The sequence below is a fragment of the Methylomonas methanica genome (genome assembly GCF_001644035.1).
Taxonomy (GTDB): Bacteria; Pseudomonadota; Gammaproteobacteria; order Methylococcales; family Methylomonadaceae; genus Methylomonas; species Methylomonas methanica_A.
This window is the reverse complement of record NZ_LUUG01000139.1, coordinates 85,035-100,832: the sequence shown is the minus strand read 5'-3', so window position 1 is coordinate 100,832 and position 15,798 is coordinate 85,035. Positions and strand designations below refer to the sequence as shown.

11 protein-coding genes and 2 tRNA genes are annotated in these 15,798 nt (G+C 51.2%); all 13 read right to left on the bottom strand.

Going from position 1 to position 15,798, the window contains the following annotated elements; genetic code table 11:
- Positions 1 to 104: 104 nt before the first annotated feature.
- The 13 genes from A1332_RS24500 to clpP all read right to left on the bottom strand — a co-directional run bounded on the left by A1332_RS24500 (position 105) and on the right by clpP (position 15,765).
- Positions 105 to 524 carry a lysozyme inhibitor LprI family protein gene (locus A1332_RS24500; RefSeq protein ID WP_197491554.1) on the bottom strand — a complete coding sequence of 140 codons (420 nt, stop codon included), beginning with the start codon at positions 522 to 524 and terminating at the stop codon, positions 105 to 107.
- A 60-nt stretch (positions 525 to 584) separates the two neighbouring features.
- Positions 585 to 2,729: an ABC transporter ATP-binding protein gene (locus A1332_RS24495; RefSeq protein ID WP_064010984.1), complete on the bottom strand. Its 2,145-nt coding sequence runs from the start codon at positions 2,727 to 2,729 to the stop codon at positions 585 to 587.
- A complete protein-coding gene (locus A1332_RS24490; RefSeq protein ID WP_064010983.1) occupies positions 2,726 to 3,907 on the bottom strand; it encodes an ABC transporter permease in 1,182 nt (393 codons plus the stop codon). The genes A1332_RS24495 and A1332_RS24490 overlap by 4 nt, the downstream gene beginning before the upstream one ends.
- The gene (locus A1332_RS24485; RefSeq protein ID WP_064010982.1) at positions 3,900 to 4,976 is read right to left on the bottom strand and encodes an ABC transporter permease; all 1,077 of its coding nucleotides are present in this window, start codon (positions 4,974 to 4,976) and stop codon (positions 3,900 to 3,902) included. Before A1332_RS24485 ends, A1332_RS24490 begins: the two co-directional genes overlap by 8 nt.
- A 15-nt stretch (positions 4,977 to 4,991) precedes the next feature.
- Positions 4,992 to 6,848, bottom strand: a complete 1,857-nt coding sequence (locus A1332_RS24480) for a peptide-binding protein (protein ID WP_064010981.1) — start codon at positions 6,846 to 6,848, stop codon at positions 4,992 to 4,994.
- 173 nt (positions 6,849 to 7,021) lie between these two features.
- Positions 7,022 to 8,212: an enoyl-ACP reductase FabV gene (gene fabV, locus A1332_RS24475; protein WP_064010980.1), complete on the bottom strand. Its 1,191-nt coding sequence runs from the start codon at positions 8,210 to 8,212 to the stop codon at positions 7,022 to 7,024.
- 355 nt (positions 8,213 to 8,567) lie between these two features.
- Entirely contained in the window at positions 8,568 to 10,436 is a 1,869-nt protein-coding gene (locus tag A1332_RS24470; protein WP_064010979.1) for a SurA N-terminal domain-containing protein, read from the bottom strand.
- A gap of 98 nt (positions 10,437 to 10,534) precedes the next feature.
- A tRNA-Asp gene (locus tag A1332_RS24465) sits at positions 10,535 to 10,611 on the bottom strand.
- A gap of 6 nt (positions 10,612 to 10,617) precedes the next feature.
- Positions 10,618 to 10,693, bottom strand: a tRNA-Val gene (locus A1332_RS24460).
- 13 nt (positions 10,694 to 10,706) lie between these two features.
- A complete protein-coding gene (locus A1332_RS24455) occupies positions 10,707 to 10,979 on the bottom strand; it encodes an HU family DNA-binding protein (protein WP_020482925.1) in 273 nt (90 codons plus the stop codon).
- 207 nt (positions 10,980 to 11,186) lie between these two features.
- The gene (lon, locus tag A1332_RS24450; RefSeq protein ID WP_064010978.1) at positions 11,187 to 13,604 is read right to left on the bottom strand and encodes an endopeptidase La; all 2,418 of its coding nucleotides are present in this window, start codon (positions 13,602 to 13,604) and stop codon (positions 11,187 to 11,189) included.
- A 174-nt stretch (positions 13,605 to 13,778) separates the two neighbouring features.
- The gene (gene clpX / locus A1332_RS24445; protein WP_020482927.1) at positions 13,779 to 15,056 is read right to left on the bottom strand and encodes an ATP-dependent Clp protease ATP-binding subunit ClpX; all 1,278 of its coding nucleotides are present in this window, start codon (positions 15,054 to 15,056) and stop codon (positions 13,779 to 13,781) included.
- A 103-nt stretch (positions 15,057 to 15,159) separates the two neighbouring features.
- Positions 15,160 to 15,765 carry an ATP-dependent Clp endopeptidase proteolytic subunit ClpP gene (clpP, locus tag A1332_RS24440; protein WP_187300315.1) on the bottom strand — a complete coding sequence of 202 codons (606 nt, stop codon included), beginning with the start codon at positions 15,763 to 15,765 and terminating at the stop codon, positions 15,160 to 15,162.
- Positions 15,766 to 15,798: the final 33 nt, after the last annotated feature.

Genomic DNA, 15,798 nt, shown 5'->3' with positions numbered 1-15,798 from the left:
ACCCGACATTAAAATAGGTCATGGCAATTCAACACGATGCGACCGATGCGCTTCACTTTGTTCAGCACTTGCTATGGGCCTACTCCGACGCCGGGATATGCGTCTTACCACGGGCACCCATTACAGCCCTTATTCGATGGAGCGTTATAGTCTTCGAAGTGGCTGAGCCTTTCAATCGTTCGGTCAGCGAGACAAGCATTTCTGTTCGCACTTGCTATGGAGCCATCTCCCTCTCTCGGTTCGGAGAAAAAACAATCAGCATCCCTGAATTTGACCCACTTCCTTTGCGCATCGATCAAATTTTTCTTATTCGGACCACTTAAATAGCCAACCAACTCTCTGTAATACTTGTTGAGTTGTTCGTCGCTTTCCTTTAGAAGGTTTTGGTGACACTCTTCGATGAGAGGATATCTGTCAAAATCTCTACATGCCGCTTGCTTCTGTTTTAATTGGTCGGAGATAGCGCCGGCATTGACATTGAGTGCGGATAAACTCAGTAGGCAATACATAGTCAACTTCTTCATCGCTAACTCCTTGGGGGCATAACAAGTGATTAAAAAGTTTCTGTATATCATTCCAGCCCCCTATACCACTAACCTCGGCACCGCCGATAACAACCTCTGAGTATAAGCATGCTCCGGCGCCCCACAAACCTTCGCAGTCAAACCTTCTTCTACAATCTTCCCCTTATACATCACCACCGTCCGATCACTGAGATACTCCACCACCCCAATGTTATGCGTAATAAACAACAAGGTCAGGTTACGCCGACGGCGGATGTCCAACAGTAATTGCAGAATTTCCGCCTGTACCGACACATCCAGCGCACTGGTGATTTCGTCGCACACCACAAATTCCGGATTTAGCGCCAAAGCCCGCGCCAGGCCAATACGCTGGCGTTGACCGCCGGAAAATTCGTGCGGGTAGCGCCATAGCGATTCGCGGCTGAGTTGCATGTCTTCCAGTAGTTGTCCGGCCAGTTCGATACGCTGCTCTTGATTGGCACCGATGCCGTGGACTTTCATCGGTTCCGTCAAAGTGGTTTCCACCAACAGACGCGGGTTGAGCGAGGATTGCGGGTCTTGAAAGGCAATCTGCATCTTGCGCCGCAGTGGCCGCAGTTCGCGCGCAGACAGGCCGGTAAGTTCCTGGCCGTCGATACGGATGCTGCCGGCGGTCGGCAACTCCAGTTGCAACACCGCCCGGCCCAAGGTGGTTTTACCGCAGCCGGACTCCCCAACCAAGGCGACGATTTCACCGCGCGGAATGTCCAGCGACACTTCGTCCACTGCTTTTACATAATCGACAGTTTGTCGGAACAAGCCTTTTTTAATCGGAAACCAAACTTTCAAGTCGCGGATTTGCAGCAGCGGTTCTCCCTGCTTCGTCACTATCTGGGGGGAAATCTTATCGGTATCCCCATCGACCCGAGCCGGACTGTTAGTCTCCTCTTGCCTTTGAGGAGGCTGTCGCAAAAGCTCCCTCTCCTCGCGGGAGAGGGTTGGGGTGAGGGGGATCGAATCAGGTAAAGCATCGATTCGCACGCCCTCACCCTGCCCTCTCCCGGCGGGAGAGGGTTCGGTTTTGGCTTCTACGCCGGGCTCATCTGGCAGAGAGCTGTCATTCGAAACGTTTTGCGTTGCCTGTAGCCTTAAGCCGGCCCTCTCCAGTACCGAAAGCAGTTTTTTATCGCTATTACTCAGCATCTCATCCACCGGCGGCTGCAAGAGCGCCTTCTCCTCGCCGGAGAGGGTTGGGGTGTCAGGTGAAACATCGATTTGCATCCCCTCACCCTGCCCTCTCCCGGGGGGAGAGGGTTCTGCTTCCGTTTTTACGACGGGCTCCTCTGACAGAGGGAGTTCTTCCGCGCCTGGCGATTCGGCGGTTTCGTGAGCAGACGGATTCACCCCCATAACCACCTGGCCCGGCTTGGCCAGATTTTCCGGCACGGCGGCCAGCAATTGTTGGGTATAGGGGTGCTGGGGATGGCGCAGTACTGATTTACATCCGCCGACTTCTACCAGTTTGCCCTGCTGCATCACGCCCACCCAATGCGCCATTTGCGCGACGACGCCAAAATCGTGGGTGATGAACAACATGCTCATGCCGGTGTCGTCTTGGAGTTTACGCATCAAGCGCAAAATCTCGGCTTGCACCGTCACATCCAGCGCGGTGGTCGGTTCGTCGGCAATCAGTAACTGCGGCTGGCAAGCCAGGGCCATCGCGATCATCACCCGCTGGCGTTGGCCACCGGACAGCTGATGCGGATAATCGCGGAAGCGGCTCGAGGCATTGGGGATTTGCACTTGTTCCAAAGCCTTGATGGTCCGTTCCGTCGCTTCCGCATCGTCCATATCGGCATGATGCAATTGCAGGGCCTCGGTAATTTGTTCGCCTATGCTCATCACCGGATTTAAGGAGGTCATCGGCTCCTGGAAAATCATCGCGATTTGTAAACCGCGCACGGCACGGATGCCGGGATCGTCCAGCGTCAGCAAGTCCTGCCCGTTCAGCAATATCTCGCCACTGGGATGCGAGGCCACACCGTCCGGCAATAAGCGAATCACCGATAAGGCACTGACCGATTTGCCGCTGCCGGATTCGCCGACCAGGCAAAAGGTTTCGCCTTTGGGGATGCTGAAACTGATGTCGTCTACCGCCCGCACTTCACCGCCGCCGGACCGCAAATAAGTCCGCAGATTGCGGACTTCCAACAAGGCTTGGCTCATGATTTGACCCCGGCCTTGTCCGACAAGCGCGGATCAATAGCATCCCGAAACGCTTCGCCGATCAAGTTGTAGGCAAACACCGTCATGAAAATTGAGCCACCGGGAAACACCGCCATCCACCAGTTAAAGGTGGATGATTTGACGGCCTGGTCCAGCATCGCGCCCCAGGATGGCGCATCGACCACACCCAAGCCCAAAAAGCTTAAAGTCGCTTCCGACAAAATCGCCCCGGCCACACCAAAGCTGACCGCCACCAATAACGGCGCGACGCCGTTGGGCAGCATATGCCGAAACAAAATGGACGTTAACGGCAAACCGCTGGCGACTGCCGCTTGCACGTAATCTTGTTTGCGTAGTTTCAAAAATTCCTGGCGCACATAACGGGCGTAACCAGACCAACCGGTCACGCCGATGATCACCATCATCATGTACAAACTGCGGCCAAAAAAGGCCACGAAAGTCAGCAGTAAAAACAGTGTAGGAATGTCTTCGAAAATCTCCACCAGGCGCATACCCAGCATGTCGACGATGCCGGAGAAATAGCCCATCAAACCGCCGACCACTATACCGATCGCCAAAGCAATGCCTGAGGCAATCAAACCGATACTCAAGGAGATTCGGCAGGCATGGATCATCCGGCTTAATACGTCGGCGCCGTTTTCTTCGGTGCCCATCCAATGGGTATGGCCTTCGGTGGCGAACGGCGCTTCCAGGCCTTTGCTGCCTAAATCGCGCAGATAATCAACCGGCGCATAGGGAATGGGCGGCATGATCTTCCAATCCACCTGTGTGTAAGCAGCGCTGCGGAAGTCGTCGTAGATCACCAAGGCCGGCGGTTTGACGAACATATTAACCGCTAAGGCAGCCAAGGCACTGCCCAGTAAAAATAACAAAATCTGCTTGCCGCCAGCCAGGCTAAGCCGATAAACCGCCAAAGCGATAAAAAAGCTGGCCAAAATCCAGGCATCTTCGACGCTTAGATACTCCAACACCGGCGCCGAAATCACGCCATCTTTGCTCATCAGCAGCGGCATCGAGTTGGCCAGAAACGGCGCAAACACCGCACAAAATACCAACAGCGCCACCCAACCCAAGCCGAATGTGACACCGACGCCTGCCAGAGTTTTGCGCCAGATACGCGCGGAAAAGGATTCGCGACTGATAAAGGGCTTAGTCATAACTCACCCGTGGATCAGCCAGGGTGTAACAAAAATCGGCGATCAAATAACCAATCAGCGTTAGAAAACCGCTAATCCAGGTAATCGACAGCACTAACTCGCGGTCGCGGCCTTTCACCGCTTCCACCGCCAATTGGCCCATACCGTTGATGCTGAAAATATTTTCGACGATCAAGGAACCGGCCAGCAAACTGGGCAGCAAGCCGGCGGAGACGGTAATCAAGGGCAATAAACTATTACGAAATACATGTTTCCAGAGCACATCGTTCTCAGCCAGACCTTTGGCGCGCGCGGTGCGGGCGTAATCGGCATGCAGATTTTCCAGAATCGAGGTGCGGGTCAATTTGGTCAGCGCCGCAAAACCACCGTAGGACAAACAGATCACCGGCAAAATCAAATGCCAGATTCTGTCCAATAAGAAACCGCGCACAAATCCGCCCCCCTCCCAATGCGGCAGAAACGGCATATCTTGCGCTTCCAGACTACTGATGCCGGCGGTGGGGAACCATTGAAAGTGTTGCACGTTGGCAAAAAAACCCAGCAACAATACGCCGGCCAGCATGGTGGGTATCGACCACAAAGCCAGCATCGACATGCCAGCGCCCACATCGAACGCACTCCCGCGCTGGGTTGCCGCCTTCATGCCAACCATGATGGCGATGATATAGGTAAACGGCAGCGTGACCAGATTAAGCAGCAAGGTGATCGGAATCCGTTCGGCCAAAATGTCCGACACCGGTCGCCCGTATTGAAAGCTGGTGCCCAGATCCATGCCTTTGCTGAACGAAAATTCGCCGCGCTGGCCTTGGGCGTCGGTAACAAAACCGATCGGTGAGACATTATTCAGCCAGCGCAGATATTGCACCGGTGCCGGTTTATCCAGGCCATAGCGCTTATTGTAATAGTCCAGCAGGGCCTGTTTTTCCTGCGGCTTCATGTCCATGCCGCCGATCAAGGTCTGGGCGCTAATGCCGCCCGGCGACATGGCCATGACGCTGAACACCAGCACGGTAATCCCCAACAAGGTGGGGATCATCAACAGCAAGCGCCGCAGGAGATAAGTCAACATCGGCGAATCCTGGGCCTATTGGGTGTATTTTTGCTGCGCCAGCGGCACGTAGTTTTCCAACGGCAAGGCGCCGAAGTTTAATCCCAGTTTGGTCATTTGCAGATTGTGGACGCGCTTATCAACGAATAACAAACTCTTGCGGCGCATCAAAAAGGTATAGGGCTGGTCTTCGTAAAGAATGCGCTCGGCCTGCTGCCAGAGCGGCATGCGTTTGGATTCATCGACAGTGCGACGGGCGTCGTCGATTAATTTATCCAACGCCGGATTTTTATAATTGACGTAGTTATCGCCTTTGCTGACGGCTTGCGAGCTATGGAAGATTTGGTACAAATCGGTTTCGATACCGCTGGTCCAACCAAGAGTAATGGCGTCGAAATCTTTTTTATCCAAATTTTCCAGCATCACCGGCCATTCCTGCGGCGTTGGAATCAGCTTGACGCCGGCGCGGGCGTATAAATCTTTCAACAAAAGCACCATGCGTTTGGTGTCTTCGTTGGCTTGAAAGTAGGTCAGTTTAAATTCAAAAGGCGCACCGGCCTTATCTTCCAATACACCGTCGCCATTTTTATCCTGGTAACCGGCCTCTTTGAGCAAGGCTTTGGCTTTCTCCAAATCGGCTTGATACGGCTGTATGGCAGCATCATGCTGCTTGCTGGCTTTACTGAACGGACTGACAGCCTGCTCTGCGTAATCCATCATCACATCCTTTATGACCCGGCTAACATCGGTCAGGTAAGTCATAGCCTGACGCACGCGTTTGTCTGCAAAGCGAGTGGGTTTGCCGCCGCGTTCCTGGTTCCAACCGATGTAGCTGTAGCCCACCACCGGCGGCATGTATTCGAAATTTTGGCTCTTGGCCTGGATTTGCGGGTCTTTTTTCAGCTCTTGGTATTCGACGGGCCGCGCCGAGTAAGAATCGATATCGCCATTGCGAAAGGTGGTTAAACGGGCGCTATCGTTTTGGATAATTTTCCAGAGAATGCGATGGTAAGACGGTTGTACGTCGCCCCAGTAACGCTCGTTGCGGACCAGTTCTATATTGCCCTTGTCCGGCGTCCAGTTTTTCGGATCGTTCAATCGATAAGGACCGCTGCCCAATAACAAACCTTTGGACTCGTTAAATTTTTGCGGCTCTGTTAAATACGGCTCGTAAAAATGCTTGGGCAGGATGCCGATGCCGCCGGCCAGAGACAGTGCTTCGAAATAGGGCTCTTTGAAGGTAAACACCACTTCGTATTTACCGTTGGCTTTGACGCTTTTGACCTTTTCCAGATAAGCCCGTTCACGCGGCGCCTGGATGGCGTCGGTCATGATGAAATCGAAGCTGAACACTACATCAGCAGCGGTGAGCGGTTGACCGTCCGAGAAACTGACATCCTCACGCATACGAAAGCTAATCACCAAGCCGTCTTCGCTGATGGTCCAATCCTTAGCCACCAAACCTTCCCATTCCAAAGTATCGGGGTTGCGGGTAATCAGGCTCTCCAGCACATAGCTTTGTACATTGGAGGCGTAGGCATCGCTGGACACCAGCGGCGTGATGGTTTTGAGATTGGTGCCGAAGGCTTCCACGCTCCAGTCGCCCTGGGCGTAATCCGGCATACGGCTGGCGGTGTGTGCGCGTTGAAATGCTTGAGAAATCTCACCGCTCGCGGTGGCGTTAGCGGGCGAGTTGGCGGCGGTAATCGCGCCAGAGGCAATTGCCCCGCGCAGTTCGCGCATATCCTTGGCTTGCTCGGACAGCGCGGCTTGCATCTCGCTCAATTTCAGCCATTGCCGGTCGATTTGATACATCGCCAACACGATCAGCACAATGGTCAAGCTGAGTAGCGCGTAGAGAATCCAGTCTCGGGTAGTTGATTGTGTTTGCATGTTTCCAGTGTTTCGCAGAAATTAAACAGAAACTTGAGCGACGCTTGTGCTTGTGGCCCGCGGTATCCGACTCGGTTTTGGCGTTTACCGATAACGCCGCCTTTGCAAAAACGTCAGGTGTCCTTACTTTTATCCCGGTGGCTAGCCGCCGCACTAGCCACCAGTTTGGATCTTTACAGCAAATTGGCGATCGGTGCCTCGGGATTAACCTCGGCGTCGTAATCCACGCCGTCGACTTCAAAACCGAACAACTTCAGGAACTCGTGTTTGTAACCGGCAAAATCGCTCAGTTCGTTGATGTTGTCGTTGTTGATTTGTTCCCATAAGGCCGAGACCTTGCCTTGCACTTGCGGCTGCAATTCTTTCAGATCGGCGCGCAGGCGGCCGGTATCGTCCAGAATGGGGTTGGCACCGTAAAGGCTGTCGCGGAACAAGCCGTTGACCTGCTCGATACACCCTTCGTGAGTACCTTCTGCCTTCATGGTTTTAAATAGCAAGGCCAGATACAAAGGCATGACCGGAATCGCCGCACTGGCTTGGGTGACCACGGCTTTGAGCACCGACACCCTAGCGTCGCCGCCCAGAGCCGCTAATTTGCTGCGGATATCGATAACGCGTTTGTCCAAATCTTTTTTGGCTGCGCCGATGGTGCCGTGCCAATAAATATCCCAGGTAATTTTTTCGCCCAGATAGGTGTAAGCAGTGGTTTTAGCGCCTTCCGCCAAGACACCGGCATCCGCCAGAGCATCGATCCACATTTGCCAATCTTCACCGCCCATCACAGCCACGGTATTGGAGATTTCTTCCTCGGTGGCTGCCGGCAGGGTAAATTCCTTGATGATCTCCTTGTCGGTGTCGATACCGTTTTGCACCAAATCCTTGCCTATCGGTTTCAGGGTCGAATTGTGGGTGATGCCGGTTTTGGGATTGGTCCGGCGCGGCGCAGCCAGACTGTAAATCACCAAGTCGACTTTGCCCAAATCCTGCTTGATGGCATCTATGGCTTTTTGCTTGATCTCGTCGGAAAACGCATCGCCGTTGATGCTTTTGGCGTACAGGCCTTCCGCTTCGGCAAATTTATGAAACGCCGCGGAATTGTACCAACCTGGGGTGCCCGGCTTATCGGCGGTACCTTCGCGCTCAAAAAACACACCCAGGGTTTTAGCACCCGAACCGAAAGCCGAAACAATTCTCGAGGCCAGGCCGTAGCCGGTGGAAGCGCCCAGAATCAGCACGTTTTTGGGGCCGTTAGCAATGGTGCCAAAGCTTTTGACGTAGTCGATTTGTTGTTTGACATTGGCTTCGCAGCCGACCGGATGGGTGGTGACGCACATAAATCCGCGTACGCGAGGTTTGATAATCATGTTGATCCTTAAATCAAGCTATTAAAAATTAAGACGAGTGTCGCTTTCGCAGCGATGTTTGTTACAAATTTTAAAGTTTATCCCATGACATGGCTGAACAGGAAAATAATATCGATTGTTTCCGAATCGAAAAACCGCCTTATTCGGCTAGCTGCGGCTATGTTAATAAACGTCGGCCTAAAAGCCAATGTGGGTTGGACGCTGCTAGCTATTGCCGCATAGGGCAACGGTAATAGCGGGACACTAAGGCCCTAGCTAGAATCAGCAACGAAATCCCTGCGGTAAGCAGCTAACCCCTTAAACAAGCAAAAAAAAGGGAGCTTCAAGCTCCCTTTTTGTCGGTCCGCGTTACGATTTACTGCTTTTGCGTATTGATAACAATGTCGGCTTTAGTCTGCAACGCATTCAATACCGCTTCCATTTGCGCCTTGCCGAAGGCAGTAGAGATGTTTTTGGCAATCAAGGCTTGTTTGCTCTTGTCGCTGTCCGACATCACGCCCTCGTTGACACTGTTGACGCTAACCACCAATTTACCGCCCTTGGCTTCGTCGATTACTGCCACGCTAGGCTGACCGGCCTTCGGCTTGGCAGTTCTAAAAATCTCCTGAGTGACGGCCGCCGGCAAATCACTAGCTGTGCGCGTCAAGCCATTGATTTTTTTGGTTTGCAAATGCAGCGCTTCGGCAATCTGAGCAAGCTTTTTACCGCCAGCCAATTCCTGCTTAATTTTATCGGCAGTGGCGATGGCCTGTTGTTTTGCTTTATCTTGCTGAATCGCGGCAATTACCTGCGCTTTAACATCCTTGAGTTCCCTGCTAGCCGCCGGTTGATGCGATAACATGCGCAACACCACGACTTTGTCGCCGCCAATTTCCAGCGGCTCGCTGTTGCTGCCTTTTAAGACATCGTCCGAAAATGCAGCCGCCCGAACTTTCTCGTCGGCAGCGATACCATCGCCCGCAGCACGAGTGAACGCTTCGGTCTTGCTGGTCGCTCCTCCCAACAATTGCGCAACCGCCGCCAGACTATCCGGGTTTTCGTAACTAACTTCGGCAACCTTCTCGGCCAAAGTGTTAAATTTGGCTTCGGCCTGGGCTTTTTGATACGCCTTGCTGACTTCTGCTTTTACCGCTTCGTAGGGCTTCACGTCACCCGGTATCAACTCGGTGACTTTAATCAAATGATAACCAAAAGCCGATTTAACAGGTTCGGAGACTTCGCCAAGTTTTAAACTACTAGCAGCATCTTCAAAGGCTTTTTCCATCACGCCGACATTGAATAAACCTAGGTCGCCACCATTTTTCGCGGTTAATTTGTCGTCAGACACTTCGGCGGCCAGGGCGGCAAAATCCTTGTTTTTCAGATCTTGTTTTGCCTTCAGGGCTTTTTGCAAGGCAAGCTCGTCAGCAGTTCTATCCTTGCTGAAAGCGAACAGAATATGGCTGATTTTTCTGCGCTCTTTCGTAGTAAATTGGACTTTCTGTTCTTCGTAATAGGCTTTTAACTGCTCTTCGCTGGGGCTAATATCTGCGGCCAATTTATCCAGCGATAATTCCACATATTCGATAGCCACCTGCTCGGGAGTCTGATAGGCATCCTGGTGCTGCTGGTAATAAGCGGTAATTTCTTCTTCGCCGGGCTGCTGGCTGATCAGCGTTAACGGCACCGTCACATATTCCACATCGCGGGTTTGGTTCTGGATTTTAAAGAAGTTATTGATTTCCGCCGGTGTCACGAAGCTGCTGTCCACCACGGCTCGTTGGAACTGCTCCATCACCAAGGCTTTTTTGATGCGATTGACGAACTCGGCGGAAGACATACCTTGCGAACCGAGCATGGTCTGGTATTGAGTCTTGTCAAATTTGCCGTCTTTTTGGAAATACTCCAGGGTTTGAATGAAATCCCTGGCGGTATCGTCGCTAACCAACAGGTTTTGATCCTGAACGTACTGCAACAACACCTCGTCGCGAACCAGCTTTTGCAAAGCCTGTTTTTTTATCGTCTCTTCGTCGAATTTCATGCCTGCCAGATTTTGCGCATACTGCTGATAGGCCTGACTGACATCGCGCTGAAAAAACTCCTTGTCTCCTACAGACACCACTGGCGCTTCTTTACCGCCGCCCAGATAGTTTTGGATGCCCCACAATCCGAAAAGCACACAAATCAAAATCAATATGATCGATGCAAATAGACCGTGCACCTTTTCTCTAATCTCTAAAAGCATAAACGCTGTCCTTAAACAGTATTAAACCCGATCGCTTCAGGCCATAAAATTAACAGGCAAAAAAAAACCTCGGACCATACGGCCCGAGGTTTCTGTTTTGGCGGAGCGGACGGGGCTCGAACCCGCGACCCCCGGCGTGACAGGCCGGTATTCTAACCAACTGAACTACCGCTCCAAAGTCTGGTGGGTGCTGAGGGGTTCGAACCCCCGACCCTCGCCTTGTAAGGGCGATGCTCTCCCAGCTGAGCTAAGCACCCGACTAAAGAGCGGCTAGTTTACAGCATCTTTTAAAGATTTGCCAGCTTTAAATGAAGGAATTTTCGCGGCTTTAATGGTGATCTCTTCGCCGGTTTGCGGATTGCGGCCTTTGCGCTCTGCTCTTTCTTTAACATCGAATGTGCCGAAGCCAACCAAGGCAACGGAATCGCCTTGTTTCAAAGCATCTTCTACTGCTTTGATAAAACCATCTAAAGCACGACCTGCATCAGCTTTAGTTAACTGGGACGCACTGGCGATTGCATCGATAAGTTCCGATTTATTCATTTATTTCCCCTTAGGATGTCGTTGTATTAATTATGCTCAGCAAACAAATGCTTGGATTTGCCCGCTAACCGGTTTTCCACCAACCCGATTTACAGCCTCTCCTGGTGCGAGAGGCCGACATTTATATCAATCGCCTGCAAGCGATGTCAAGCACTGAAGTCGGCGGAAGCCACGATCCTGATGGTTTCCGCCGATTCGACTCGACTTTTAATGTGCAACAACACCCGGCTTTTTTACCTCTGCCTTGGTGGCGGCAGTTTCAGTTATTTCCGTCACCGGAATTACTGCAATCGGGGTGGGCATATGCTGTAGAGCTAACTCCAACACTTCATCTATCCAACGGACACACTTAATCGCCAAATTGCGTTTGATATTTTCGGGAATCTCGGCGAGATCCTTTTCGTTTTCCGCCGGAATCACCACGGTCGCAATCCCCCCGCGATGCGCCGCCAACAACTTCTCTTTCAGTCCGCCGATTGGCAGCACCTCACCGCGCAACGTGATCTCGCCGGTCATGGCCACATCCGCGCGCACTGGAATTTTGGTCAATGCGGAAATAATGGCGGTACACATGCCAATACCGGCACTGGGCCCGTCTTTAGGGGTCGCGCCTTCCGGCACATGGATGTGAATGTCATTTTTCTGAAACACATCGCTGTCGATACCCAAGATATTGGCTCGGCTCCTGACTACCGTGACCGCCGCTTCAATCGACTCTTTCATCACGTCACCGAGTTTTCCGGTGGCTAGTTGCTTGCCCTTACCCGGCATTACCGCAGTTTCGATCGTCAGCAATTCACCGCCGACTTCAGTCCATGCCAAACCGGTCACTTGACCAATTTGGTCGTTGTCTTCGGCCATGCCATAGCTGAACCGTCGGACACCAAGATACTTATCCAGCGTTTTTTCGGTAACCGAGGTTCGACTTTTCCGGGATTTCAACAACAGGTCTTTCACGACTTTCCGGCAAATTTTCGAGATTTCCCGCTCCAGTCCGCGCACACCAGCTTCCCGCGTGTAGTACCTGACAATATCCTTAACCGCTGCTTCGGAGATAGAAATTTCCGACTCCGCCAGACCGTTGTTTTTGACCTGCTTCGGAATCAAAAAGCGCATGGCAATATTGATTTTTTCATCCTCGGTATAACCGGCCAAACGGATAATCTCCATCCTGTCCATCAAGGCAGGCGGGATATTCATCGTATTCGCGGTAGCTACGAACATTACATCGGACAAATCGAAATCCACTTCCAGATAATGATCGGAGAAGGTATGGTTTTGCTCGGGATCGAGGACTTCCAACAGCGCCGAAGCCGGATCGCCGCGAAAATCCGCTGCCATTTTGTCGATCTCGTCCAGTAAGAACATCGGATTACGAGTTTTAATTTTCGACAAATTTTGCAGGATTTTGCCGGGCATCGAGCCGATATAAGTACGTCTATGTCCGCGAATTTCCGCTTCGTCTCTTACCCCGCCTAACGCCATCCGCACGTACTTGCGATTGGTAGCCCGTGCAATCGACTGGCCCAGAGAGGTTTTACCAACCCCCGGAGGACCGACCAAGCAAAGAATAGGCCCTTTCAACGCTTTGACCCGCTGTTGTACGGCAAGGTATTCGAGTATCCGCTCTTTTACCTTATCCAGCCCGTAATGTTCGGCTTCCAACACCTCTTCCGCGACTTTTAAATCGTGCCGCACCTTGGTTTTCTTTTTCCAAGGCACGTTGACCATCCAATCGATGTAATTGCGCACTACTGTCGCTTCCGCCGACATCGGCGACATCATTTTCAGTTTATTCAGCTCGGCCGTCGCCTTGGTTTTGGCTTCGGCAGACATACCCGCAGCAGCAATTTTTCGTTCCAGCTCTTCGATCTCGTTACTGGCTTCGTCCATCTCGCCCAGCTCTTTTTGAATAGCCTTCATTTGCTCATTCAAATAGTATTCGCGCTGATTTTTTTCCATCTGCTTTTTAACGCGGCCGCGAATTTTCTTTTCCATCTCCAGAATATCGACTTCGCCTTCCATCAAGGTCATCAAATTTTCCAGGCGTTTGGCGACATCGACCATTTCCAGCATCAGCTGTTTTTCTTCAACCTTCAGGGCCATATGTGCGGCCATGGTGTCGGCTAAGCGACTTGGGTCGTCAATGCCAGCCAGGGAGTTCAATACTTCAGGCGGAATTTTATTATTCAATTTCACATACTGATCGAACGAGTTAATCGCCGTACGCTGCAAAACTTCCGCTTCCTGTTCGGAAATATTTAATTCGTCGCTCAACTCGACCACGCTGGCCGCGCAGTAATTATCCACTTCTTGATATTTTGTCACCGAGCAGCGCTGACTACCTTCTACCAACACTTTCACAGTACCGTCCGGCAATTTCAATAATTGCAGAATGTTGGCCAAGGTACCGACCCTATATAAGTCATCAAAACCCGGCTCATCGACATCGGCCTGTTTCTGGGCAATCAACAATACTTGCTTGTCTTGTTTTATGGCGGCATCAAGGGCGTCGATCGACATGCCTCTACCGACAAACAATGGAATCACCATATGCGGATAGACCACCACGTCCCGTAACGGCAAGACAGGAATTAATTCATCTTTGCTTTTTAACTCGGTCATTTCATTTGCTCCCTTGAGCAGCTCAAAACATTAGATGTCATCCTATATGAGGATGAACTCGCAGAAAACAAGTATCTTTAATTTCAGGCAAAAAAAAGGGGGCTTTACTGAAAAAGCCCCCTCCAATCTGATTATTTCTTCGCGAGAACGCGAGGATAGTTCAAAGCCCCATACTTAGGAAGCGTCCGAAGCTACCAGCTTTTGTTCCGCTTCGTAAACCAAAATGGGCTCCGAATTACCCAAAATGACGTTCTCATCGATAACCACTTTCGATATTTTGTCATTGGAAGGCAACTCGTACATGGTATCCAATAACACGTTCTCGACTATCGTGCGCAAACCTCTGGCGCCAGTTTTTCGTTCCATCGATTTGCGGGCAATCGCCGCTAACGAGTCATCCCTAAACTCCAGCTCCGCGCCTTCCATTTCAAACAAATGCTTGTACTGCTTGATCAAGGCATTTTTAGGCTGCGTCAGAATTTGAATCAACGCGGCTTCATCCAACTCGTCCAGAGTAGCGATAACCGGCAGACGACCCACAAACTCCGGAATTAAACCGTATTTGATTAAATCCTCGGAACGTACATCCGCAAAAATCTCGCCGACATTGCGTTTGTCGTCTTTGGTTTTAACTTCGGCAGAAAAACCGATGCCGCCCTTCTCGGTGCGATGTTTAATGACCTTATCCAAGCCCGCAAACGCGCCACCGACGATAAACAAGATATTCGCAGTATTAACCTGCAAAAAATCTTGCTGCGGATGCTTGCGACCGCCTTGCGGCGGGACAGAAGCAACAGTCCCTTCGATAAGCTTCAACAATGCCTGTTGTACGCCTTCTCCGGACACATCGCGAGTGATGGACGGATTATCGGATTTGCGGGAGATTTTATCGATTTCGTCGATATAAACGATCCCTGTCTCCGCCTTTTCCACATCGTAATCGCATTTTTGCAGAATCTTCAAAATGATGTTTTCAACATCTTCACCGACATAACCGGCCTCGGTCAGTGTGGTGGCGTCTGCTATGGTGAAAGGCACATCCAGCAATCTGGCCAAGGTTTCGGCTAACAAGGTTTTACCGGAACCGGTAGGCCCGATCAGCAAGATGTTGCTTTTCGCCAGCTCGACTTCGTTCTTTTTGCTGTTGCTGCGCAAGCGCTTGTAATGGTTGTAAACAGCCACGGCAAGAATTTTTTTGGCATTTTCCTGACCGATGACATAACCATCCAATTCTTGCTTGATTTCCTTCGGCTTAGGCAACGCACCGCCGGCCACGGACATTTCATCTTCCAGCAACTCATCCCTGATAATGTCGTTGCACAATTCCACACATTCGTCACAAACATAAACGGATGGACCTGCAATCAGTTTCCTGACTTCATTTTGACTTTTACCGCAAAAAGAACAGTAAAGAAGTTTTTCATCGTCTTTACCTTTCTTGTCTCTACTCATAGACAGACTCCACCGTGATACATTGCCTCGTCATGGCGATGAAATATATCAAAAACCAACATTCAAATCACGTCGCACTCTTGACGAAGCTACGCGACACTTATCAAGCAATCCGACTAGTCAATACCTTGTCGATCAAACCGTAATCAACCGCTTGTTGAGAACTCAGAAAGTTATCTCTATCCGTATCTTGCTGAATTTTTTCCAGCGGTTGCCCGGTATGATGAGCCAGGATTTTGTTCAATCGATCACGAATAGCCAAAATCTCCCGAGCATGAATATCAAAATCCGATGCCTGGCCTTGAAACCCTCCCAAAGGTTGATGAATCATCACCCTGGAGTGTGGCAAGCAATAACGCTTACCGTTAGCACCACCCGCCAACAGTAAGGCGCCCATACTGGCGGCCTGCCCGATGCACATGGTGCTGACATCCGGCTTGATAAACTGCATGGTGTCATAAATCGACATCCCTGCTGTTACCGAGCCGCCGGGAGAGTTGATATACAAATGTATATCCTTATCCGGATTTTCAGATTCCAAGAACAGCAATTGCGCTACCACCAGATTAGCCGAGTAATCTTCCACTTGGCCAACTAGAAAAATTACCCGTTCTTTCAGCAAACGGGAATAAATATCGAACGATCTTTCCCCACGGGCTGTTTGTTCAACCACTATAGGCACTAGACCGCCGGCCGCTTGCGGCGCCATCATTTCGCTCATCACATTTTGGTTAAACACGTT